General features: G+C 64.0%; 21 protein-coding genes and 1 pseudogene. 9 read left to right on the top strand and 13 right to left on the bottom strand.

Features of this window, described 5'->3' with window-relative positions:
- Positions 1 to 154: 154 nt before the first annotated feature.
- The 6 genes from HWY30_RS21610 to HWY30_RS21635 form a co-directional block, all read right to left on the bottom strand.
- Entirely contained in the window at positions 155 to 1,207 is a 1,053-nt protein-coding gene (locus tag HWY30_RS21610; RefSeq protein ID WP_090806408.1) for a LacI family DNA-binding transcriptional regulator, read from the bottom strand.
- A gap of 45 nt (positions 1,208 to 1,252) precedes the next feature.
- Entirely contained in the window at positions 1,253 to 2,413 is a 1,161-nt protein-coding gene (locus HWY30_RS21615; protein WP_090806410.1) for an ABC transporter ATP-binding protein, read from the bottom strand.
- 3 nt (positions 2,414 to 2,416) lie between these two features.
- Positions 2,417 to 3,334, bottom strand: a complete 918-nt coding sequence (locus tag HWY30_RS21620) for a carbohydrate ABC transporter permease (RefSeq protein WP_090806412.1) — start codon at positions 3,332 to 3,334, stop codon at positions 2,417 to 2,419.
- Positions 3,331 to 4,287 carry a carbohydrate ABC transporter permease gene (locus HWY30_RS21625; RefSeq protein ID WP_090806414.1) on the bottom strand — a complete coding sequence of 319 codons (957 nt, stop codon included), beginning with the start codon at positions 4,285 to 4,287 and terminating at the stop codon, positions 3,331 to 3,333. The genes HWY30_RS21620 and HWY30_RS21625 overlap by 4 nt, the downstream gene beginning before the upstream one ends.
- 8 nt (positions 4,288 to 4,295) lie before the next feature.
- Positions 4,296 to 5,534 carry an ABC transporter substrate-binding protein gene (locus HWY30_RS21630; RefSeq protein ID WP_090806416.1) on the bottom strand — a complete coding sequence of 413 codons (1,239 nt, stop codon included), beginning with the start codon at positions 5,532 to 5,534 and terminating at the stop codon, positions 4,296 to 4,298.
- Between the two features lie 94 nt (positions 5,535 to 5,628).
- Positions 5,629 to 7,047 carry a GH1 family beta-glucosidase gene (locus HWY30_RS21635; RefSeq protein WP_090810118.1) on the bottom strand — a complete coding sequence of 473 codons (1,419 nt, stop codon included), beginning with the start codon at positions 7,045 to 7,047 and terminating at the stop codon, positions 5,629 to 5,631.
- A gap of 319 nt (positions 7,048 to 7,366) precedes the next feature.
- On the opposite strand from HWY30_RS21635, the gene HWY30_RS21640 reads away from it, so the two are divergent.
- Positions 7,367 to 7,753 carry an ester cyclase gene (locus HWY30_RS21640; protein ID WP_090806418.1) on the top strand — a complete coding sequence of 129 codons (387 nt, stop codon included), beginning with the start codon at positions 7,367 to 7,369 and terminating at the stop codon, positions 7,751 to 7,753.
- Between the two features lie 141 nt (positions 7,754 to 7,894).
- On the opposite strand, the gene HWY30_RS21645 is transcribed toward HWY30_RS21640, so the two are convergent.
- Entirely contained in the window at positions 7,895 to 8,050 is a 156-nt protein-coding gene (locus HWY30_RS21645; RefSeq protein ID WP_167368690.1) for a hypothetical protein, read from the bottom strand.
- Positions 8,051 to 8,132: 82 nt separating this feature from the next.
- Complete coding sequence (locus tag HWY30_RS21650) at positions 8,133 to 9,377, bottom strand: DUF1479 domain-containing protein (protein WP_090806420.1); 1,245 nt, start codon at positions 9,375 to 9,377, stop codon at positions 8,133 to 8,135.
- 95 nt (positions 9,378 to 9,472) lie between these two features.
- Between HWY30_RS21650 and HWY30_RS21655 the strand changes: the two genes are divergently transcribed.
- The 4 genes from HWY30_RS21655 to HWY30_RS21670 all read left to right on the top strand — a co-directional run bounded on the left by HWY30_RS21655 (position 9,473) and on the right by HWY30_RS21670 (position 13,612).
- Complete coding sequence (locus tag HWY30_RS21655) at positions 9,473 to 10,465, top strand: helix-turn-helix domain-containing protein (RefSeq protein WP_090810120.1); 993 nt, start codon at positions 9,473 to 9,475, stop codon at positions 10,463 to 10,465.
- A gap of 180 nt (positions 10,466 to 10,645) precedes the next feature.
- Positions 10,646 to 11,029, top strand: a complete 384-nt coding sequence (locus HWY30_RS21660; protein ID WP_090810122.1) for a nuclear transport factor 2 family protein — start codon at positions 10,646 to 10,648, stop codon at positions 11,027 to 11,029.
- A 104-nt stretch (positions 11,030 to 11,133) separates the two neighbouring features.
- Complete coding sequence (locus HWY30_RS21665; protein ID WP_090806422.1) at positions 11,134 to 12,081, top strand: lactate/malate family dehydrogenase; 948 nt, start codon at positions 11,134 to 11,136, stop codon at positions 12,079 to 12,081.
- A 52-nt stretch (positions 12,082 to 12,133) separates the two neighbouring features.
- Positions 12,134 to 13,612, top strand: a complete 1,479-nt coding sequence (locus HWY30_RS21670) for a DASS family sodium-coupled anion symporter (RefSeq protein WP_090806424.1) — start codon at positions 12,134 to 12,136, stop codon at positions 13,610 to 13,612.
- 184 nt (positions 13,613 to 13,796) lie between these two features.
- Here HWY30_RS21670 and HWY30_RS21675 read toward each other — a convergent pair whose 3' ends face one another.
- Both HWY30_RS21675 and ftrA read right to left on the bottom strand, forming a co-directional pair.
- On the bottom strand, positions 13,797 to 15,014 hold the full coding sequence (locus HWY30_RS21675; protein WP_090806426.1) for a DUF2252 domain-containing protein: 1,218 nt from the start codon (positions 15,012 to 15,014) through the stop codon (positions 13,797 to 13,799).
- A gap of 326 nt (positions 15,015 to 15,340) precedes the next feature.
- A complete protein-coding gene (ftrA, locus tag HWY30_RS21680) occupies positions 15,341 to 16,300 on the bottom strand; it encodes a transcriptional regulator FtrA (protein WP_090806428.1) in 960 nt (319 codons plus the stop codon).
- A 120-nt stretch (positions 16,301 to 16,420) separates the two neighbouring features.
- On the opposite strand from ftrA, the gene HWY30_RS21685 reads away from it, so the two are divergent.
- Together HWY30_RS21685 and HWY30_RS21690 are read left to right on the top strand one after the other, a co-directional pair.
- Positions 16,421 to 16,876 (top strand): rhodanese-like domain-containing protein, encoded by a 456-nt coding sequence (locus tag HWY30_RS21685; protein ID WP_090806430.1) that lies wholly within the window; start codon positions 16,421 to 16,423, stop codon positions 16,874 to 16,876.
- 150 nt (positions 16,877 to 17,026) lie between these two features.
- Entirely contained in the window at positions 17,027 to 19,111 is a 2,085-nt protein-coding gene (locus HWY30_RS21690) for a putative bifunctional diguanylate cyclase/phosphodiesterase (protein WP_090806432.1), read from the top strand.
- Here HWY30_RS21690 and HWY30_RS21695 read toward each other — a convergent pair.
- Positions 19,104 to 19,568, bottom strand: a pseudogene (locus HWY30_RS21695) (dihydrodipicolinate synthase family protein); the annotation flags it as partial. The gene HWY30_RS21690 and the pseudogene HWY30_RS21695 overlap by 8 nt on opposite strands.
- Positions 19,569 to 19,690: 122 nt before the next feature.
- Between HWY30_RS21695 and HWY30_RS21700 the strand changes: the two are divergent.
- Positions 19,691 to 20,983, top strand: coding sequence for an aspartate carbamoyltransferase (locus HWY30_RS21700; RefSeq protein WP_090806434.1), 1,293 nt, complete (start codon positions 19,691 to 19,693; stop codon positions 20,981 to 20,983).
- Positions 20,984 to 21,002: 19 nt separating this feature from the next.
- On the opposite strand, the gene HWY30_RS21705 is transcribed toward HWY30_RS21700, so the two are convergent.
- Positions 21,003 to 21,863 carry an alpha/beta hydrolase gene (locus HWY30_RS21705; protein ID WP_090806436.1) on the bottom strand — a complete coding sequence of 287 codons (861 nt, stop codon included), beginning with the start codon at positions 21,861 to 21,863 and terminating at the stop codon, positions 21,003 to 21,005.
- 311 nt (positions 21,864 to 22,174) lie between these two features.
- On the bottom strand, positions 22,175 to 22,786 hold the full coding sequence (locus HWY30_RS21710; protein ID WP_425199392.1) for an NAD(P)H-dependent oxidoreductase: 612 nt from the start codon (positions 22,784 to 22,786) through the stop codon (positions 22,175 to 22,177).
- Positions 22,787 to 22,856: 70 nt separating this feature from the next.
- On the opposite strand from HWY30_RS21710, the gene HWY30_RS42505 reads away from it, so the two are divergent.
- The gene (locus HWY30_RS42505; protein WP_260321389.1) at positions 22,857 to 22,988 is read left to right on the top strand and encodes a hypothetical protein; all 132 of its coding nucleotides are present in this window, start codon (positions 22,857 to 22,859) and stop codon (positions 22,986 to 22,988) included.
- Positions 22,989 to 23,497 lie beyond the last annotated feature (509 nt).

The raw sequence follows: 23,497 nt of genomic DNA on the forward strand, positions 1-23,497 counted from the left end.
AAGTAAGTTTAATGAGAAAAAACCGCAAAGCACTGTTGCGCAGGATTACGGGAGCCTTAAAAAGATCGTCGATGCGTAAGTGAAAACGCCAATAGGCGGCCACCGCGCCCGTCCGCGCGCCAGGCATCACACCGCCACGATTAGGCAAACCCTTCTACCGCTTTGCGCCGCGCGTATTTTTCTTCGGCATCGGCGCTGGCCCGACCGATTCGCGCATCGTCACGCTGAGCGGAAACTCGCGCAAGATCTCCCAGTTGGTGCCGTAACACTGGTTGATGAGCCAGCGCACCGCGTTTTGCGTAAGTTCCCCGGTTGGAATATGCACCGACGTGAGCCCGGGCGCCGCGTAGGCGGCCGAGTAGTCGTCGTCGTAGCTGATCACGGAGATGTCGTGCGGCACCGAAATGCCCGCCTGGTGAAAGCGCGCGAGCACGCTGACCGCCATCGTGTCGTTCGCGCAGAACAGGCCGGTCACGCGCCGCTGCGTCTCGAGCAGCTTCTGCGCGGCCGCGTAGCCGCCTTCGGGCGAAAAGTCGGATTCGATCAGCGTGACGTCGTCGCGCGCAATGCCGGCTCGCGCGAGCTCGGCGAAAAAGCCGTCGATCCGCATCACGTTGTCCGATGCGGTAGCGGGCCCGGAAATCACCGCGATGTCGCGATGCCCGTGATCGAGCAGCGTGCGCGCCGCGAGTTCGCCGCCGCGCCGATGATCCGCGCTGAACGACGCCTCGGGCAACTGCTCGAACGCGCGATTCAGGAACACCATCTTCGGATGCATGCCATGCAGCATGATCAGGTCTTCGTCGTGCAGATCGTGGCTGATCACGACCACGCCATCGCAATCGCGGCCGATCAAAAAGCGCACTGCCTCGATCGCCTGCTCGCGCGGCGACACCTCGCCGCAACCGGTCGCGACCACGACATGGCGCCCCACCGCGCGCAGCTCGGTGTCGGTCTGCTTCAGGATCGTGCCGTAGTAGGAACCAAAGAAGGTCGGCACGAAGATGCCGATGATGCCGAGCTGCTGCGTCGCCATCGCCCGGCCGATCGACGACGGGCGGAAATTCAGCGCCTCGATCGCCGCCTTCACGCGCGCCGCGGCATCGGCGGAAATCGGTCCCTTGCCGGAAATGGCTCGTGAGGCAGTCGACATGCCCACGCCGGCCAGTTCCGCGACGTCCTTGAGTGTTGCCACGCGGTTCTCCATCAAGCCTGTCTCGACGAGCCGCTTCGCGCGTGACGCGCCGCGGCGTTATAAGCGCGCGCCGCTCGCTTCGTCGAATAGCGAGACATGCGCGGCGTCGAACGAGAACGCCACGGTGTCACCCTCCGCAATCGGCGCTTTGGTCTGATCGATCGACGCGATCTGTTCGCCATGATAGTCGAGCCAAATCACGCGGTGGTTGCCCATCGGCTCCATCAGCGAAACTTTCGCGCGCTCGCTGGCGCCTTCCGTGATATGCACGTCTTCGGCGCGCACGCCGAGCACGCAGCGCACGCCCTGCGAGGGCGCCCCCTTGAACGCGTACGCCGAGACGTCGATCCGCACCTGCGCAGTGCAAAAGTGAAGCGCGCCGTCGCGCGTCTCGAGCGTGCCCCTCAGCAGATTCATCGCCGGCGAGCCGAGGAAGGTCGCCACGAACAGATTGTTCGGCCGCGCATAGACCTCGGCCGGCGTGCCGAACTGCTGGATCACGCCGCCGCGCATCACGGCCATGCGCGTCGCGAGCGTCATCGCCTCGACCTGGTCGTGCGTCACGTAGATCATCGTCGCGCCCAGGCTGTGATGCAGCTGCTTCAGTTCGCGGCGCAGTTCGGTGCGCAGCTTCGCGTCGAGGTTCGACAGCGGCTCGTCGAACAGGAACACGTCGGCCTCGCGCACGATCGCGCGGCCGATCGCGACGCGCTGCCGCTGTCCGCCCGACAACTGCGACGGCTTGCGCTTGAGCAGCGGCCCCAGTTGCAGCATCTCCGACGCGCGGGCGACACGCCGCGCGATTTCCGCCTTCGGCGTGCCGTTGATGCGCAGCGCGAACGACAGGTTGCGCTCGACGCTCATGGTCGGATACAACGCGTACGACTGGAACACCAGCGCGATGCGGCGATCCTTCGGATCGGCCCACGTCATGTCTTCGCCGGCGATCTCGATGCTGCCGTCGCTGACATCGATCAATCCCGCGATGCTGTGCAGCAGCGTGGACTTGCCGCAACCCGACGGCCCCAGCAGCACGACGAACTCACCGGCGAGCACGTCGAGATCGAGGTTCTCGATCACCGTGTTCGAACCGAGGCGAATCGTCAGATTGCGGACCGCCACATTGGCGGGATGCGTGAGCGCCGCGGCGTCGGAGTCAGCGTCAGCGCTTGCACCCGGCACGCCGGCCGCATCGATCGTATTAGCCATGTTTGCCATGCCCTACCCCTTGACGGCGCCCGACGCAATGCCGCGCACGAACCAGCGGCCCGAAATGAAATAAACCGCGAGCGGCACCAGCGACGTCAGGATCGTCGCCGCCATATTGACGTTGTAGAGCCGCTCGCCGGTCGTCGTGTTGATGATGTTGTTCAACTGCACCGTCATCGGTAGATTCTTCGTGCCAGCGAACACGAGGCCCAGAATGAAGTCGTTCCAGATGTTCGTGACCTGCATGATCAGCGCGACGACGATGATCGGCGTCGACATCGGCAGCATCAGTTGAAAGAAGATGCGCCAGAAGCTGCCGCCGTCGATGCGCGCGGCCTTGAACAGCTCCTGCGGAATCGACGCGTAGTAGTTGCGGAACAGCAGCGTCATCACCGGCATGCCGAACATCGTATGGATCAGCACGATGCCCGGCAGCGAGCTGAACAGATGCACGCTCGCGAGCACGCGCACGAGCGGATAGATCATTACCTGCACTGGAATGAACGCGCCGACGAGCAGCACGCCGAACAGCAGACCCGCGCCGCGCGGCCGCCAGAACGACAGCGCGTAGCCATTCACCGCGCCGACCATGATCGACAGCACCGTGCTAGGCACGACGATACGCACCGAGTTCCAGAAGCCGACGCGAATGCCGTTGCAATCGAGCCCGGTGCAGGCCGACTGCCATGCGGCGCTCCACGCGTCGAGCGTGAAATGCATCGGCAAGCCGAGCAGATTGCCGAGGCGGATCTCGCTCATCGGTTTGACCGACGTGACCAGCATCACGTAGAGCGGCAGCAGAAAGAACACCGCCGCGGTGAGCAGAAACGCGTAGATGCCCAGGCGCGCCGGCGAGAACGCCGAGCGGCGGGGCCGCGTGCGCGCGCGATGCGGCATGCCGCCTTTGAGCGTGGAATCGAGCGTGTTCATCCTCTCTCCCCGCGCAGCGCCGCGCGGCTGCGCGCATAGAAGAACGGCGCGAGAACCGCCAGCACCGTCGCGAGCAGCACGATCGATGCAGCCGACGCAAGGCCGATGTTCGCGCGCCCGAACAGATAGTCCATGATGAATTTGGCCGGCACTTCGCTCGCGGTGCCGGGGCCGCCCTGCGTCATCGCGACGACCGCGTCGTACAGCTTCACGACCATCACGAACAGCAGCACGAACGCGGTCGAGATCGACGGTCCGAGCATCGGCACCACGATGCTCGCGTACACGCGCCAGCGTGGAATGCCGTCGACGCGCGCGGCTTTCCACAACTCTTCGTCGATGCCGCGCAGGCCCGCGAGCAACAGCGCCATCACGAGGCCCGAAGCTTGCCACACGGTCGCGATCACGATCGTGTAGATGACCCAGTCCTGATCGACGATCCAGTCGAAGCGCGCATGCGCGAAGCCGAGGTTGCGCAGCACCTGCTGCGCACCGAGCGCGGGATTCAGGATCCATTGCCACACGAGCCCGGTCGCGACGAACGACATCGCGTACGGATACAGAAACACCGTGCGCAACGCGCCTTCCGCGACCACGCGCTGATCGATAAAGATCGCCAGCAGCAAGCCGATCACCATGCACGCGATGATGAAACACGCGCCATAGATCACGATGTTCTGCAGCGACGTCAACCAGCGGTCGTTGTGAAAGAGCCGCACGTACTGCGTGAAGCCCACGAAGTCGTGCGACGGAAACGTGTGCGAATTGCTGAGCGACACGCGCGCGGTCCAGACCATCGTGCCCAGGTACGTGAACACGACGGTCAGGAGCATCGGCAGCAAGGCCAGCCAGACCGCGATCGAAAACCGCCGGTTCAGCGGCTTGTTTCGCGGTTTGGGGTGCGGCTTGCCCTGTGGTTTCGAACCCTCGGCTGGCAGCTTGAGCGCGTGCACGGCGAGGCCTAGCCCTTCAACGCGCTGGCGAACGCTTTCTGCGCGTCGTCGACGGACTCGTTCTTGTTCCAGAAGTTCGTCACGACGTCAGTCAGCGCACCCTGCATATCGGGCGACAGCAGCATTTCCGGATTTGGCAACTGGCGCGACTTGTCCTTCATGATCGCGATGCCCTCCTTGGCGCAGACGTCGAGGCTGCTTTCGTCGACGTCAGACCGGATCGGAATCGAGCCCTTCTTCGCGCTGAACGCGACCTGCGCGGACGGCGAGGTCATCACCGTGGCGAGCAGATTCTGCGCCTTGATCGCCGACGCGCTGTCAGTCTTCGGAAACACGAAGACGTCGCCCGCGACCAGATACGGCGAACGCGGACCGAAGCCCGGGAAGCAGCCGAAGTCCTTGCCCGCCGTTTGATTCGCCGCGACGAACTCGCCCTTCGCCCAGTCGCCCATGATCTGAACGCCGGCCTTGCCCGAAGTCACGAGCGCGGTCGCGTCGTTCCAGTTGCGGCCGGGCGAGCCCGGATCGACGAAATCGTGCAGCCGCTTGAACGACACGAGCACCTTCTTGAACGCATCGGAGTTCACCGCGTTCTGATCGTGATCGCGATAGACCTTCATATACAGGTCCGGGCCGCCCACATCGGCGAGCACCGCATCGAACGTGATCTTCTCCTGCCACGGCTGGCCGCCGAACGCGAGCGGAATCACGCCCGCGCTCTTCAGCTTGCCGAGATCGGCGATGAATTCGTCGTAGCTTTTGGGCTCGCTCGCGATGCCCGCTTTCTGGAACACCGGCTTCGAGTAGAAGAACCACGCGGGCATATGAATGTCGACCGGCGCCGCGTAGAAATGGCCCTTCACGCGGATACTGTCGAGAATCGACTGCGGGAAAATGCCGTTCCAGTTTTCTTTCGCGGCGACGTCGTCGACGTTATTCAGGAGTCCCTGGTCGATCAGATCGTGAAACTGCTTCGACGTATTGAACTGGGCGGCGGTGGGTGGATCGCCGCCGACGATCCGGTTGATCGCGGTGGCACGCGCCTGATCTCCGCCGGCGACTGCGTTGTCGACCCATTGGCCGCCGGCCTTGTCGTACGCGACGGCAAACTGCCGAATCGCGGCCGACTCGCCGCCCGAGGTCCACCAGTGAATCACGTTAGCCTTGAGCGGTTCCGCATGCGCGACGACGCCATACAGCGCCAGTGCCGCAACTACGCCTCGCAAGACCATTCTGTTGCTGTTCATTCCGTCTCCTCCAGGCTGAGTGCCCGTGTGTCAAGTCGAAATACCTTCCAGCTCCACCCGGCTTTACATCGTTGCTGCGTCGTTTTAATTGTGTTTATTGCGCTTGCGCGTTGCGATCTTCGAGGAATTTCGACACCAGCTCCGCGCTGCGCTTGACGGTACGCTTCTGCGTTTGGTAGTCGACGTGCACGATGCCGAAGCGCCGCTCATAGCCGAAAGCCCACTCGAAGTTGTCCATCAGCGACCACAGGAAATAGCCGCGCACGTCGACGCCCGCCTTGATCGCCTGATCGACCGCGGCGAGATGGCGCTTCAGGAACGAGATGCGCTGCGTGTCCTCGACGCGGCCGTCGATCACCTTGTCGTCCGATGCCATGCCGTTCTCGGTGATGTAGATCGGCGGCAGATTGGCATAGGTATCCCTGAAACCGGTCAACAGATCGCGAAGACCGTCAGGGTAAACCTCCCAGCCCATCTGCGTGCGCTCGACACCCTCGAGCGGCACGTCCTTGAAACCGTGTCCACCATCGCTCGCCACGTTGGTGCGGAAATAATAGTTGATGCCGAGAAAATCGAGCGGCGTATTGATCGTCTGCATGTCGCCTTCGAGCACGAGCGGCTCGCTGCCCGGCCACAACTCGAACAGGTCTTGCGGATACTCGCCCTTGAACAGCGGATCGAGAATCCACGCGTTGTGCTGAACTTCGAACAGCTCGGCCGCGCGACGGTCGGCGGCGCTGTCGCTATTCGGCGTGCCGCGCCCGACATTCGCGACGATGCCCTTGTGCGAGCGCGGATCGTTCGCGCGCAGCACCGGAATCGCGAGACCGTGCGCGAGCAGCAGATGATGCATGGCCTGCGCGGCGAAGCGCAGGTTCGAGAGTCCCGGCGCGTGATGGCCGTTGCCGTAGCCGAGGTACGCCGAACACCACGGCTCGTTGAGCGTCGCCCACGCATCGACGAGGCCGTGCAGCTCGCGGCTCATCAGATCCGCGTAATCGACGAAACGGTACGCGGTTTCGCGATTGAGCCAGCCGCCGCGATCCTCGAGATGCTGAGGCAGATCCCAGTGATAAAGCGTGACGAAAGTCGTGATGTTCTTCTCTTTGAGCCGTCCGAGCAGGCGCTTGTAGAAGTCGAGCCCCTTGCGGTTCGGCGTGCCGTTTTCGTCCATCACACGCGGCCATGCGGTCGACAGCCGGTACGCTTCGAGGCCGAGGCCCGCGAGCAGGTCGACGTCCTGTTCCCAGCGATGATAGTGATCGCACGCGACGGCGCCGGTGTCGCCGGCCAATACCTTGCCCGGTGTGGCCGAGAACGTGTCCCAGATCGACGGCAGGCGGCCGTCTTCGTTGACCGCGCCTTCGATCTGATACGACGCGGTGGCCGCGCCGAGCAGGAAATCCTGGCGCCACAGCGACGAATCGGCGGGCGGTGTGAATGGATCGGAATGCGGGTCGCCGTGAGCGGTTGGACGGGCGGCGTCGATGACTGCGGATGCGTCGTTTACCACGGATTCTCTCCTGCCGATGAGGTCGTTGAACCGGGTGTGGTGGAGCTCGAGGCGCTGGCGTTCGAACTTGCTGTGAACGCTTAAGTGGAAGCGCTTCCACACTGTCCAGCGAACGATAGCAGCGGGGAAATCGGCGCAGCAATCCGGGTTTGTCTGGAGGGGTTTCTGGCATGCGTGCGAGGGTGATGCGGCGCGCATCGGGGGTGTTCACTGCAACGGATAGTTACGGCTTCCGACGAAAATCCCTGGCAGCCGTGCAACGCAAAGTCTCGGATCGCCGACAATCGGCTTATCCACTGAAGCATGGAAGACGATTGCGATGAGCGAATTCAATCTGTCGGAACTCTACCGCGGCTATATCGCCTGCCTGAACACGCAGGACTGGTCAAAGCTGCGAGACTTCGTTGGCGAAGACGTGAAGTACAACGGCCAACGAATCGGTTTGTCGGGCTATCGCGAGATGCTGGAAAGAGACTTCCGCGACATTCCCGACCTGCACTTCGAGATTCAGATGCTGGTTTGCGAGCCGCCACATATCGCAAGCCGATTGCATTTTGACTGCACACCCATCGGCACGTTACTTGGGCTTCCCGTGCAAGGAAAACGGGTGGAGTTTTCCGAGAACGTCTTCTACGAGTTTGGTGACGGCAAGATCCGGCAAGTCTGGTCGGTCATCGATAAAGCCGCGATCGAGAGTCAGTTGTAGCGGCTCAGGGACACGCCGCGCTCAAACGTTTCTCTTTGGCATCAGCGCACCGCGTTCTCGGGTCCCTCGGTGTCGACCAGTCGCGCCGCGCGCTCCGCCCGCATTTCACTTCGATTCTTTTTATCGGGCGAATGCGCTCGTCTATGGCTTGTCGTCCTCGCGATCGGGGTCGATGTCGGGATCGAGCGGCGGCTCATCCGGGTCCTGCGATGGACCGAGGTCGGGCAGATCCGTCTGCACGACGTCGGACTGATCCGGGCGGATCGGGTTTTCGTCCTTGTTCGGTGTGGTTGCCATGGCCGGTCCTCCTTAGGTCGTTGCCATGCTGAAGACGCAGCAAGTTCCGCTCCCGATCCAGACGCGGCCATGCCCGTTCCGGTCACAAGTCGAAGCCCATTTGCGCACGGCCAAGCTCGGTGAGATCGTCTGGCGTGGCGCGGCCGACGAAATCGACTTCGAAATGATCGGCCGGAAAATCCGGCGGGCTCCTGCCTTCGAGAAAGCCCGGCAGTTGCCGCTTCAGATACGCATCGTTCTTCGCGCAGCCCGGCAGCGAAGCGATATACATCACGTTGCTATAGCCGTTGCCGCGATGCGCGTCCTCGACCGCGTGAATGACGTCGCTATGCCAGAACACGGTGTCGCCCGCCTGCATCAGCGGAATCGACGACAGCGCATGAAACAGCGGCGCGTGATAGTCGGACTTGATCGACAGCGCGCGCCCCGGCAGCGCTCCGCACAGATCGTCTTCGGCGACATCATCCTGAAGCGCGCGCAACAGGATATAGACCATCGAGTTCGCCATCGGCACCAACTGCAGCGTGCCGTCGCCGGGACCCTGCGGCGTCAGCGCGGTCCAGCCTTGAAACGTGCGGAACATCGAGCAGACGGCCGGCGATGCGATCTCCTCGACTTCGGTTCGCCACGCGGCGTCGAACGGATCGTAGTCGCGCCAGTAGCCCGAGAACACGTGGCGATAGACCTTGCGGAAGTTCGGCTCGATCCAGCGCTCCACCGAACCGCCATCGCAATGCGCCGACAACCCGAGCGATTCCGATCCGGGCGGCCGACGGCGCAGGCGGTCCGCATACACCGGCACATGGTTCGGATCGAAATGCACGCGCCCTTCGCTTTCGGTGCGCCACAGCCGGTTCAGGAACACGCGGGCCTGCGTGAGCTCGGTCGATTGCCGCGCGAGCACCTGCGGTTTCGACCAGTACACACCGTAGATTTGCGGCTTGCTCGAGGCGAGCTGCCCAAAGTACTTGTCTTCCGCGCGATTCTGCAGCTTTGCGTCGAGGTCGTTGCGCTCGACGTAGTCGGCGATGTCCTGATCCCATTGCTCGACGAGCGACCGGCCGAACACCTTGCGGATCACACAGGCGCCGCGCGCTTTGACGAGCGCGATCTGCTCGTCGGTGACCCGGTTCGCCACGATGTCGGCGAACTGGATTTCCGGAATGACCGGCTCGCCGCGCTCACGCAGCGTCGCGATTCGCTCCGCCTCCTTCGTCATCGCCGCTTCGACGTCGGCGAACACGTCGCGGTAGTTCGGCAGCATCGCGCGCAGTTGGCGCTTCGCTTGACGGATGGCTGCCGGCAGGTCGTCGATTTGCAAGGCCATGGCATCGTCTCCATGTGGTTTCTGATGCTTGAAGCGTACGCGAACGATCGCCGCCTGCGTGATACTATCCGGTCAAAGATTTGACGATTTCGGACATGAAAGCCGCTTTTGAACATGTGGATTTTGGCCGGGACTGTTCGGTCAGGGTTTACCACCGCCGGCTGCCCCGCATCCCTTTCGAATGGCACAACCATCCCGAGTACGAGCTGACGCTGACGATGAACAGTCAGGGCAAGCGGTACATCGGAGACTCCGTCGCGACCTACGGCATGGACGATCTGGTGCTGGTGCCCCCGAATCTGCCGCACACGTGGGCCTCGAACCGTTCGATCGACGCGGCGCACCCGCAGGTCGCGATCGTCGTATGGTTCGACGGCGCGTGGGTGCGGCGACTCGCCGATGTCTGCCCCGAATACAACGGACTTTGCGACCTGTTGCGCAGAGCGGCCTGCGGCCTCGCGTTCGAAGACGGTGCCGGCACACGCATGCGCGAACACCTCGACCGCCTGCTGTCCGACAAACCGCGCGAACGCTTGCAGGCGGCGCTCGATGTACTGGATCTGCTGTCGGCGCTCCCCGCCACGCCGCTCGCGTCCCCAAGCGCATTCGACGCGCGAACCGGCACGCCGACTGGCCACGAATCCGATCAGATCAATCGCGTGCTCGCGTTGATCGAAACACAGTTCGCGCATCCGCTTCGGCTTTCCGCGCTGGCCAAGGCGTCGGGGCTTTCCGAGCGCTCGTTGACGCGGCATTTCACGCAGCATCTTGGCGAGAGCGTCGGGCGCTACGTGACGCGCGTACGAATCGGCCACGCATGCCGGATGTTGACCGATACGCAAGCGCCGATTTCCGTCATTGCGACGCGCTCCGGATTCGCGAACGTCGCGAATTTCAACCGGCAATTCAAAGCCGCCAAGGACGTGACGCCGGTTGAATTCAGGCAGCAGTTCGCCGGCGCGCGGCGGGCGGAGCAACAGATGTCGCCAATGCTCACCGAGCGCTCGCCTTCTCTGCAGAGACTTCGCAACAAAGGAGACGGCAAGCGGATGTCCCGGCCCGCGCGTGCCGGCCGGCAGTCCGAATGACCGGACTACTCGGCGAGCAATCCCTGCAGGCGCCAGACATTTTTTGCACGTCCGGGGGAGTACTTGCAGCAAGGGTGGGGCCAGGGATTTTATGGCGCAGACTATGCGCTGGCGGCGAAATTTCAACGCGACGGCAACGCGCGGTTGGTCGACTGCAACACCCGACTCTGGAGGCACTCCATGAACGAACAAGCGATACGTGAAGCCTTGAACGCACACTGGCGAGCGTCGGCGGACGGCGATCTCGACGCCGAACACGCTATCTACGCCGACGATGCGATCTGCGACTATCCCCAATCAGGCGAGCGAATTCATGGACGAACCAATTTGCAGGCTCTGCGCGGCCATCATCCCGGCAAGCCATCGGGTTTCGCGATCAGGCGAATTCAAGGCGAGGGCAATCTGTGGATCACCGAGTACACGATCAACTATCAGGGGCGCATCGCTTACACGGTCAGCGTGATGGAGTTCCGCGAAGGCAAGGTCGTCCACGAGACGCAGTATTTTGCTGATCCGTTCGAGGCCCCGGATTGGCGGAGTCAATGGGTTGAGCGGACCGCGTGAAAAAACGCGCCGCGGCCGTGTAGGACCAAGGTCCGATTGATGGCAAACGCGCGCATGCGACTATGCTTCGAGGGGGCTGAAGCCCGAACTTGACGAGGTTCGCTATGCGGCAGGCCAAGATCGTTATCGTCGGCGCGGGGCTGGTCGGGGGATCGGCAGCCCTGTTCGTGGCGTTGGCCATTCCGAGCGCGAAAGTCGTCATCATCGATGTCGCGCGGGTGCGCGCTGAGGGACAGGTTCTCGATCTCGCCCACGCCGCGGCATTCTGGGGGCACAGCCGTTTTCGCGCAGGGGACTACGAAGACGCGCGTGACGCCGACATCGTCGTGATCACGGCCGGCGCCGGCGTCAAACCCGGCGAGACTCGCCTGCACCTTGCCAGAACCAATGCGGACATCGCGACCGAAATCGTCGGGCGGATCGCGCCGCTCGCGCCCGACGCCATCTATCTGATCGCGACCAACCCATGCGACGTGCTGACCGGCGCCGTTTACGACCAATTGCGTTGCGAGCGCGAGCGCGTCATCAGCACGGGAACCTCGCTCGATACCGGGCGGCTGCGCTCCCTGCTGTCCGAGCGGCTCGGCGTGGTGGCCTCCGCGATTCACGCCTATGTGCTCGGCGAGCACGGCGAATCGGCCGTGATCCAGTGGTCCGCCGCAACGGTCTGCGGCATGCCCCTCGAAACCTTCCTGACGCGGAACGGCAAGGAGCTGGGCCCCGCCAGCAGGGATCTGATCCTGCGCTCCGTCCACGAGGCGGCGAAGCTCATCAAGGAAGGCAAAGGCGCCACCCATTACGGCATCGCCAGCGCGATAGGAAGGATCTGCGAGGCCATCGTGCACGACACCGATCTGATTCTCACGGTTGGCATCGTCCAGCCCGAAGTGGAAGGCGTACCGGACGTGTGCGTGTCGCTGCCAATGGTCGTCAATGGCGCGGGCGCGCGGTTGATCGCCTATCCGGAACTCGACCCTATCGAGCGCGAGACCTTGCTCGGTAGCGCGCGCATCGTCAAGGACGCGACGGAAAGCGTGCTCCACGTGCGGTGACGCCTTCCCGCGCACTCCGAAAATACCCAACCACGCCGGCACGAGGTCCATCATGGCTCCTACACCTGCCAAGGTTTCACGGCCCACCAGCTCGCCTCCCGCCACGCCGAAGCCCTCGGTCGGACTGCCGGCCGGCGTCTGGAAATATCTGGTACCGATCGCGGTCGGCGTCGCGCTGTGGTTTCTGCCCGCGCCCGCCGGACTCCAGTCGAAGGCGTGGCATATGTTCGCCGTGTTCGTCGCGACCATTGCCGGCATCATGACCGCCCCGCTGCCGATGTCGGTGGTTGCCATCATCGGCTCGACCATTGGCGTGCTCGTCGGCGTTCTGTCGTTTGCCGACGTCACCAAATCCACCGGCACCGACCTCGTATGGCTCGTGATGCTCGCGTTTTTCATTTCACGCGGCGTGATCAAGACCGGCCTTGGCCGCCGGATCGCGCTTCTGTTCATGCGATTGCTGGGAAAGCGAACGACGGGGCTCGGCTACGGGCTCGTGTTGACCGAACTCGTGATCTCCCCCGCGATGCCGAGCATCACCGCGCGCGCGGGCGGCGTGATGTTGCCGATCACGCGAGCCATTTCCGAAGTGCTGGGCAGTCACGCCGACGATCCGGAATCACGCGTGAAGGTGGGACGCTACCTGATTCTCTGCGCCTTCCACGCGAACATCATCACGGCGGGCATGTTCATCACGGCGATGGCGGGCAATCCGCTGGCGGTCAGGCTGGCCGCGGACCAGGGCGTGTCGATCAGCTGGCTCGACTGGGCGTTGGCGGCGTCGATCCCCGGTCTGCTGTGCCTCGCCGTGATTCCGATCGCCATGCTGTGGATCGCCCCGCCGCAGGTCAGACACACCCCCGATGCCACCGACCTCGCGCAACGAGAGCTCACGACGATGGGGCCCATCTCGGTCAAAGAAATCATCATGGCGTGCATCTTCGTCGGCTTGCTGGTGCTGTGGGTGTTCGGCGACGATCTCGGCGTCGGCGCGACGCTCGCGGCGGCGATCGGCGTTTCGTTGCTGTTCATCAGCGGCGTGCTGACCTGGCAGGACGCGCTGAACGAGAAGTCCGCCTGGGACACGATGATCTGGATCGGCCTGCTCATCATGCTGGCCTCCAAGCTCAACGAATATGGCATGGTGAGCTGGTTCGGCAAGGAATTCGGCGCGCATCTCGCGGGCTTTCCGATGCTGGCGGTCTATATGATGGTGGCGGCGATCTACGTTTACATTCACTACTTTTTCGCCAGCGCCACCGCGCATATCAGCGCGCTGTTTCCGCTCTCCATGGCACTGATGGTCGCCGCCGGTATCCCGCCCTTCGTCGCCGCAGTCTCGCTCGGGATTCTGAGCAATGTGAATGGCTGCCTGACGCAATATGGCATCGGCTCCGGTCCCGTCATGTTCGGCGCGGGCTACGTTACCCAGGGCGAATGGTGGAAGGCGGGATTTTTGATGAGCCTGTTTTACATGGTGGCCTGGCTGGTCGTTGGGCCGCTTTGGTGGAAGGTGCTGGGGCACGTATGAGACAACGCGACTTTCGCCGCGCGGCTCGTACGGCCCGCGCACACGTGATCCTGCTCCGCTTCCCGCTTCGTCAATCGCGAGCGGTCATGGCCCGCGCAACTTCCCCGATCGTCATCGATCGCCGCCGATCACCGCGACGCCGTCCGCAGCCCTGACGCCCGCGCCGGCCCTCCAATGCAACGCTTCAGTTGCCCGTGCCACTCGTCTCGAAGGTTCCCCGATCATAAGCTTCGCAATAAGCCTTCCAGTCCGCCGCGACCTGCGCCTCACACTGCGTCGCCAGATCGATCAACGGCAGTTGCCAATCGCGCCGACTGCCAAACGCGATCAGATCGTCCGCGATCGCCGACTTCTGCCGCCCTCCGCTGCGCAGATGCGCCCACGCGCTCAACTCGGCCATGCTGTTGATCACTGCCTCGAGCCGCGGCAGCTTGCCGTCCCAGTCGGCAAGCGCGACGCGATCTTCCGATGGCTGCAAGCTCCGCAGCACATAGGAGCGCTGGTTGAATTCCACCGCGTGCAAAAAGGCCTGCGAGACCGCCTGATTGCGCCGCTGCACTTCGACGACACGCTGTGCCTCGGTCTGCCACTTCGGCTGCGTCGCCGTCACGTGCGCACTCACCGATGACGGCAGCGCCTCTTTCAAATCGATCAGGTAGTTGCCATCGGGCGAGCCCTTGCCCTCGACCAGAATCACATAGCGATCGACACCGAGGCTGCCCGTCCCCGCAATGCGGCGCGCGACATCTAGCGTGCGGTAGAACTCGGGATTCGGCTCCGTCACCGCGAACTGCTGCATGAACTGCGCGACCGCGGCACGCCGTTCATCGCTGACGGGCAGCGCTTTCTTGCCGTCGACCTTCAGCATGCGCGTTTTGCCCTTGAGCACCGTGCGACGGTCCAGATGCGCGGCGCGCGTGCGGCTCACGAGCGCGACGAACAGATCGCGCACCATGCCGGTCGCGGTCTCCGCTTCGATCCAGCGCGACTTGCCGTACGCGAGCGCGGCGCCGTAGGCATCGAGCGCGGTGTGGCACAGCGCGAGCGCTTCAGCGCGGCTCAGCTTCAGGTTGGCCGCGCCGACCAGCACGCTCGTCAACAGACGCACGAGCTCGTACGGAACCGGCGCGAGACAGGCTTCGTCGAAGTCGTTGTTGTCGAAGTAGACGAGGCGATTGTCGCCCTTGTAGCTGCCGAAATTTTCGAGGTGCATGTCGCCGCAGATCCACACGTGCGGCGCGTCGTCGAGTACGTTCGCGCGCGGCAGACGCGCATAGAACAGATGGCAGGTGCCGCGCAGAAACACGAACGGCGAGCCGCGCATGGCTTTGTATTTCATCGCGAGTCGTTCGGGGTCTCGCCCGGCGTTGAAGTTGGCGATGATCTTTGCGATATCGGACATAGCGGGTTCCGTTGAATGGGCAAGCTCGACGTGAGCTCCGTGCCTGCTGCTGTGACCTCGGGGCGTGCCGCGAATTCAATGCGCGTTCAACCCGGATGCAGTGAGGTGGCTGTCGTTGCTTGTCGCGGCAGTGGCGATCGGCGGGCTGCTTGCCTACGGGTATCGCCAGTGGGCGTGCTCGACAGGCTCGAACTTCGAGTTCTATGCGTCGTTGTTGGCGTTCAACGCGACCGCGCTCCTGTTGCTGACGAACGCGCTATGTTGGTTCGAATACATGTCCAACGTCATCAATGTGTCGCATCCATTGTGCTTACGATCTGCTGGACTCACCCCTCCCCACCGAACCTGCGCCGATACGCCCCCGGACTCGTCAACGCGATCCGGCGAAAATGCCGCCGCAACGACTCCTCCGACCCGAACCCCGCCAGCTCGGCGACGCGCGCCATCGGCAGCGGCGTCGCGGCTTCGAGCAACTCACGCGCAAGCGCGACGCGCTCTCTGACGAGCCATTCATAAGGCGCCATGCCGGTCGCGTCGCGGAACTGCCGTTGCAGCGTGCGCGGGCTCATCGCCGCGCGCCCGGCGAGCGAGCGCAGCGTATGCGGCTCGGCCGCATGGCTGCGCACCCAGTCCATCAGCTTCGCGATACGTCCGCTTTCGTCGGGCGGCATCGGGCGCGGCACGAACTGCGCCTGGCCACCCTCGCGATGCGGCGGCACCACGAGCCGTTGCGCAACGCGATTCGCGACCGCGCCGCCATGATCGCGCCGCACCAGATGCAGCAGCATGTCGAGCCCGGCCGCCGATCCCGCCGACGTGATCACCTGCCCTTCATCGACATACAGCGCGTCGGGCTGCACACGCAGTTGCGGATAGCGCTGCTGCAACTTGTCCGCGTAGCGCCAGTGGGTCGTCACGGTCTTGCCGTCGAGCACGCCGGCCGCCGCGAGCACGAACACGCCCGAGCAGATCGAGCAGAGCCGCGCGCCGCGCTCGTAAGCCGCGCGAAGCTTGCGCAGCAGCGCGGCCGGCGGCACCTCGTCGGCATCGCGCCAACCCGGAATCACGATCGTATCGGCGCTCGCGAGCAGCTTCAGCGTGTAGGGCGCGGCCAGCGTGATGCCGCCCGCCGCGCGGATCGGACCGGGCTCGCTCGCACAGACCGCGAAGCGATACCACGGCACGCCGAGTTCGGGACGCTCGAGTGCGAACAGTTCGGTCACGCAGCCGAATTCGAAGGTGCAAAGCCGGTCGTAGGCCAGCGCGACGACGAGATGATTGTGCATGGCGCAATATTACCGAAGATTGACGATCACGCCACTTACCGGGCGACCCGCCGCTCGTCACAATCGACCGTGCCTGAAACGCGCGAGCCCCACCACCCGATCAACTCACCCCCGTTTGCCATGACTCACGACAACCTCACCACCGTCCCGAACGCCGTCACCGCGATCCCCGCCGCCGACAGCGCCGCCGCGCTCGCGCACTTCCAGGCGTCGCTGCGCTTCGAAACCGATTGCACCGACGTCCACGCCGCGCTCGCGAGTGGAGCGCCCGGCTTCGTGCTGCTCGACGTGCGCAGTCCCGCGCTGTTCGCGCAGGGCCACGTGCCGGGCGCACTGAATCTGCCGCACGGCAAGATCGTCACGTCGAAGCTCGCGGCTTATGCGCCGGACACGCTGTTCGTCACCTACTGCGCGGGCCCGCACTGCAACGGCGCGGCGCGCGGCGCACTGCGGCTCGCCCAGTTGGGGCGGCCCGTCAAGCTGATGGCGGGCGGCGTCACCGGCTGGCTGGACGAAGGCTTCCCGCTGAGCCGCGAGGACGCCGATCCGCCGTCCGATCCACGCTCCGATGCATAGCGTGACTCGCAATCCGACACGCGTTCCAGCGCGGCATCCGCCGCCGTCCGCGCGCCGGTTTTGCTTCTGTTCGCAAATCGCAAATAAGTTGAACAAAGTTCGAAAAGTGCCGATAACATGTCCAGCCGGACTCCTCCCGGCGGACCCAATATGCAGAGTTCATATAATTTCTGGCTCGTCGCGATTTCGTTCGCGGTCGCGACCCTCGCGTCGTACACCGCGCTCGATCTGACGGGCCGCATCTTCCTGCTCGGCTCGACGCGCCGGCGGCATGCATGGCGGCTCGGCGGCGCGTTCGCGCTCGGTGTCGGCATCTGGTCGATGCACTTCGTCGCGATGCTCGCGTTCTCGCTGCCTATCCCGCTCGGCTACGACCCGGCGACGACCGCCTGCTCGCTGGCCCTCGCGATCGGCGCTTCGTATCTGGCGCTCTCGCTGACGACCCAGCAGCGCCTGACGCCGGTCCGGCTGCTGATGGGCGGCGTGGCGATGGGGATCGCTATCGCCGGCATGCATTACACCGGAATGGCGGCGCTGCGCATGGCGCCCGCGATCCACTACCAGCCGGCATGGTTCGCGACCTCGATCGCGATCGCGATCGGTGCGTCGAGCGCCGCGCTGTGGATGGCGCGCGCGCTCAGCAACGAAGACGAGCGCCATATCGCGCGCAAACGTCTCGCCGCGGCGCTGGTGATGGGCGTCGCGATCAGCGGCATGCACTACACCGGCATGGCCGCCGCCGACTTCGCGCCGGGCGCGATCTGCGGCGCGGCCAACGACATGAATGCGCAATGGCTCGCCACCTCGGTGGTCCTGCTCACGTTCGCGGTGCTGATCGTCACGCTGATGCTGTCGCGCTTCGACGTGCGCACCACCTTCCTGCTCGGCGCGGTGTCGCGGCTGAACGGCCAGATCGTGCGGCTCGCGACGCTCGACGCGCTGACGGGCCTGCCGAACCGCGCGACGCTGACCGAGCGGATCGAACGCGCGATCAGCGGCGCGCGCCGCCAGCGTACGTCGTTCGCGGTGCTGTTCATGGATCTCGACGGCTTCAAGACGATCAACGATTCGCTCGGTCACTCGGCTGGCGACGCGGTGCTGTCCGCATTCGCGCAACGCCTGCAGCAATGCGTGCGTTCGAGCGACACCGTCGCGCGGCTCGGCGGCGACGAGTTCGTCGTGCTCACTGAACATCTTACGTGCGGCGACGACGCGGCCGCGCTCGCCGACGGCGTGCTTCACCGGATGCGCCAGGGCACGTGGAGCGACGAACAACCGCTGCAGGTGATGCCGAGCATCGGCATTGCGCTCTATCCGCGCGACGGCGACAGCGTCGAGACGCTGCTCCAGCACGCGGACGCCGCGATGTACGAAGCGAAGCGCGCCGGCCGCGGCACCTACCGCTTCTTCGAGCGCAGCATGAACGAGGCCGCCACGCGCACGCTGCGGATCCAGCAAGTGCTGCACGACGCCTTCGCGAATGATCGTTTCTCGCTGCTGTTCCAGCCGAAGTTTCAGCGCGGCGGCGACGCGCTCGCGGGCGCCGAGGCGCTGATCCGCCTGCACGATCCGGAGATGGGCGCGCTGATGCCGGCCGAGTTCATCCCGGTCGCCGAGCGCTCCGGGCAGATCGTGCAGATCGGCTACTGGGTCGTGCGTGAAACCTGCCGGCGCATTCGCGGCTGGATCGGACAGGGCCTGCCGGCGATGAAGGTGGCGATCAACCTGTCGCCGCGTCAGCTGTTGCAACCGGACCTCGTCGAGACGATCCTCGACATCGTCAGGAGCGAGGACGTCGCGTGCGAGCAGATCATGTTCGAGATCACCGAGACCGTAGCGATGCAGGATGCCGCGCGCACCGTCGAAGTAATCCGCGCGTTTCAGGCGAGCGGCTTCGACATCTCGATCGACGACTTCGGCACCGGCTATTCGAGCCTCGCGTATCTGCAGCGCTTCCAGGTGAAGCAGTTGAAGATCGATCGCTTCTTCATCAACGGTCTCGACGCGAACGGCGCCGCGGGCAGCGCAATCGTGTCGGCGATCATCGCGCTCGCGCACTCGCTCGAAATGGACGTGGTCGCCGAAGGCGTCGAAACCCAATCGCAACTCGACAAGCTGTGCTCGATGATGTGCGACGAAGTGCAGGGCTACCTGCTCGGCAAGCCGATCAACGCCGACGACTTCGGCGCAATGCTTCGCGGCAGAACGATGGCCGCAAGCGGCGTCTCTATCTGAGCAGCGTCTCCCCCAACGCCGCGAGCCGTTCGGTCAACGCCTCGCTCGCACGCGTCATCGGCAAACGCAATTCGTTGCGCACCCATCCCCTCGCCGCGAGCAGCGCCTTCACCGGCGCGGGATTCGGTTCCGCGAACGCGAGTTGGATCTGCGGCACGAGCGCGTGAAAAATGCGTCGTCCTTCGTCGAGCTTGTCCTGCGTCAACGCGCGATAAAGCGCGACGAAACGCTCGGGCCGCCAATGCGCCGACGCCGCGATCGCCCCGCTTCCACCCGCGCACACCGTCGAGAAGAGCTCGAGGTCGTTGCCCGCGAGCACTTGCAGACGGCCGTCGCGAATCAGCGCGAGCGTCGTGTCGAGCGAACCGGCGCAATCCTTGATCGCCTGAATTCGCGGATGCACGCTCGCGTCCGCGAGCGCGCTGAAATGCGCGACGATGCCGTCCTGCGAGGGCCGACGAACCCTCGCGAAGGAAAACGCTTGACTTCTACGCGCCGGAAACTAATATACGCACCGCGTACATCAACGCGTTTTGCTGCCTTACTCCCGCCGACCCCACTTTTGCGACAGGTGCCCTCATGAGCGTTCCGCAACAAGCCTTCCTACGCGATGCGATGCGTCGCCTGAACATGACGCGCGATACGTTCGCTAACCGCATCGGCGTGTCGCGCCGGGCGCTGGATACGTGGCTGCTGCCGGACGACTCGCAGGAATCGCGGGCGATGCCGGAAATCGTCGAGCGTTTCGTGTCGGAGATCGTCGCGAACACGGAGCCGGGCGAAGGATATACGCAAAGCGTAGACTCGCAATCGCTCGCAAGCCAGATTCTGTTCGAGGGCAAGCCGCAGCTGCTGTCGGTCGATCAGTTTTCGCGCGACTCGGTCGAGGCGCTCTTTCGCGTCGCCGACATCATGCAGCCGATCGCCCGGCGCCGCAAAATCTCGCGCGTGCTCGAAGGCGCGGTGCTCGGCAATCTGTTCTTCGAGGCGAGCACGCGTACCCGTGTGAGCTTCGGCGCGGCGTTCTGCCGGCTCGGCGGCTCGGTGTGCGACACGACCGGCTTCACGTTTTCGTCGATGGCGAAGGGAGAATCGATCTACGACACGAGCCGGGTGATGAGCGGCTATGTCGACGCGCTGGTGATCCGCCATCCGGAGCAAGGCTCGGTGGCCGAATTCGCGCGCGCGACCAACGTGCCGGTGATCAACGGCGGCGACGGTCCCGGCGAGCATCCAAGCCAGGCGCTGCTCGATCTCTACACGATCCAGCGCGAGTTTTCGCGGCTCGGCAAGATCGTCGACGGCGCGCACATCGCGCTGGTCGGCGACCTCAAGTACGGACGTACCGTGCATTCGCTCGTGAAGCTGCTGGCGCTCTATCGCGGCATCAAGTTCACGCTGATTTCGCCGCCGATGCTCGAATTGCCGGGCTATATCATCGAGCAGATTTCGCGCAACGCTCACGTGATCGAACAGACGCACGACCTGCGCACTGGCTTGCGCGGCGCCGACGTCGTATACGCGACGCGCATCCAGAAGGAGCGCTTCACCGACGAATCGTTCGAAGGCTACACGCCCGACTTCCAGATCAACCAGGCGCTCGTCGATAGCGTGTGCGGCGCCGAAACGCTGATCATGCACCCGCTGCCGCGCGACAGCCGGCCCGACGCGAACGATTTGAGCACCGACCTCAATCACGATTCGCGGCTCGCGATTTTCCGGCAGACCGACAACGGCATTCCGGTGCGGATGGCGATTTTCGCGGTGCTGCTCGGTGTCGACAAACAGGTCCAGCATTCGATGCGCGATGCCGCGTGGCGCCCGCCGGTCTACCTGGGACCGGACGACGCGGTGTTTCACGGAATCGATTGACGCGGATAGCCGTCCGCCGTCAGGCCGCGGCCGCGGCCCGCGCGTCACGCATTTCGCGCGCCGCCTGCCTGAACGTGCCGGCAAAGAACAGCACCTGATATTTGACCGCGTTCGACCAGTACTTCCACGTATGGCCGCCGGGCCGCTCGGCGTAATCGTGCGGCACGCCGAGTTCGACGAGCCGCTCGTGCAGCAGCCGGTTCGACTGCACGAGCGAGTCGTTCACGCCGCAATCGATCGTCAGCGCGATATGGTCGCGGCCGAAATCCTCCGCACTCGCGACGATCGCTTTGCTGTTCCAGAAGTCCGCATATTGCATCGGGTCGCCGAACACCCGCTCGATGCCGGGCTCGTCCTCGCTCCCGCGCGGGTCCACCGCACCGCTGATGCTGCCCGCCGCGCCGAAAGCGTCGGGCCGGTCGAGCGCAATGCGTAGCGCGCCGAAGCCGCCCATGCTCAAGCCCGTGATAGCGCGCGCCTGCTTCGTCGCGATCGTGCGGAAATGGCTGTCGATATAGGCCACTACTTCCGTACCCACGTAGGTTTCGTAGCGGCTGCGCGGATCGACGGGGCTATCGATGTACCAGCTGTCGCGGCCGCCGTCGGGCATCACGAGGATCACGTGATAGCGGTCGGCGAGCTTGCCGATATGCGAATTCGCGGTCCAGTCCGTGTAATCGCCGCCCGAGCCATGTAGCACGTAGACGACCGGAAAGCGCGCGGCCTGGTTGCCACGCGCGTATCGATCGGGCAGCACGACGGTTGCGTCGAACGTACGATGCATCGCCGCGCTCGGAATCGCGACGACGCGCGACTGGAACGCCCACGCCGGCGATGCGATCAGCATCAGAATGAGCCAGAACGTATGGACTGGATTCATGGTGAGTCGCCCCTTGCGCTTGCTTCCGGCTGCTTACGTTCGTCAGGCATCCGAAGAAGAGCGCCCCAGCATGCCTCGGCCTATGTCCGCGAACGACTGTAGCAATGGCGACTTACAACCAAATTTCAGCGAAACATACGATCCAGTCAGGCTTTGGTCGCTTCATCGGCTTCAGTTGCCGTCTCTGCGCCCGCATCTTCAACGTGCGCGGCAAACCCCACCCGCCCCGGCGCCGGATCGTCCCGCAATGTGAGCGCCGGAATCTCATACGCGCCGCCGTTCTGCGGCAGGAACGCGATCGGCGCGGCCGTCTACAGCGTGTCGAGCCGTCGCCCGAGCGCCTCGCTGACCTCGGCATACTTCGCATCGTCGACGCGGCTCGTGCGATAGACGACGAACGGCGGCAATACCTCGAAGCCGGGGTAATACAGCACACCGTGCTGGATCGGGAACAGCACGTCGTCGATCGGACCGTTGATGCCGCGTGCGCTGTAGTGCGACTCCCAGTCGCCCGTCGTGACGATCAGCATCGCGCGCTTGCCCGCGAAACGGCCCTCGCCATAACGCTCGCCCCAGCGCGCATCGGAATGCTCGCCGACGTCATACGCGAGACCGTACGCATAGACGCTGAAGTGGGCCGATGCGGTGATCCTGCAGTTTCCGCTGTGGTGCTCACGCGCGATGTCCTCGCTCTGCAGGCCGTTCTCGAACGCATGCTTCGATTCGAGCGACGCGACGAAGCGCTCGCCGCTGTGACGCTCGCTGGTGTCGTGTGCGTCTAGCGACGCTTTCCGGTTCATCGCGTACAGATCGGACGCCTGCACCGTATGGCCGGCGCGTTCGAGATGGCGGACAGTGAAGTCCTTCAGCGAACCGTTCAACGATTTCGGTTCGGGATGCGCATAGATGATGAAAACGTTCATGATGGGACCTTCGTGGCTGAAAACAGTCACGATAGGCATCGCCGAGGTATATTGGAAATGAATTCCCAATATGTCAGGTATTGCCGTGGTTAATCTCAGAAGACTCGACCTGAACCTGCTGGTCACGCTCGTGTTTGCCCACAAAAAAAAGAAAAAAGAAAACAATAAAGATGAAAAAACCGTTGCCGACGCGACTCAATAAAGAACGAAAAATGCAAGCAAAACGAAAGATGTAGAGCCTCCGATTTACGGGCACAACCCAGCTAAAGGCGTTATCGGCAGGTGGATGTCAGTGCGGCGACCCGCTCCGAATGCTCGAATTGCGCCTCTCCCGGCATACCCCCCCCCCCGCCGACCGAAGGACCAAATCCGATCCACCGTTGCGGGTCGCGCGCCGACTGATCCGGTCGCCACGTCGGCCAAAGCTGACGCTCGCCCGTTTGACGGCGAAGGCTGCAGGTCGCTTCGCTGCCGTTCGCAGGCAGATGTTGGCGAGCGGACACTTCTCGCGTTCAGCAAATGACAGTCCCAAAACCGCCTTAGTCGCCCGCAATTACGCCGACAGACGTCTCTTCCTTTAACACGCTGCTGAAGAAAACGGCTACTACTGTTAAGGCTTGTTCGACGCCTGCCCTTGTGTGCCGACGCGTGAGCGCACGACGACGCATGCGGGCAGGCGTTGGACAAGCCTCGAGGGAGGAAACCGCGGAG

The organism is Paraburkholderia tuberum STM678 (assembly GCF_902833905.1).
Taxonomy (GTDB): domain Bacteria; phylum Pseudomonadota; class Gammaproteobacteria; order Burkholderiales; family Burkholderiaceae; genus Paraburkholderia; species Paraburkholderia tuberum.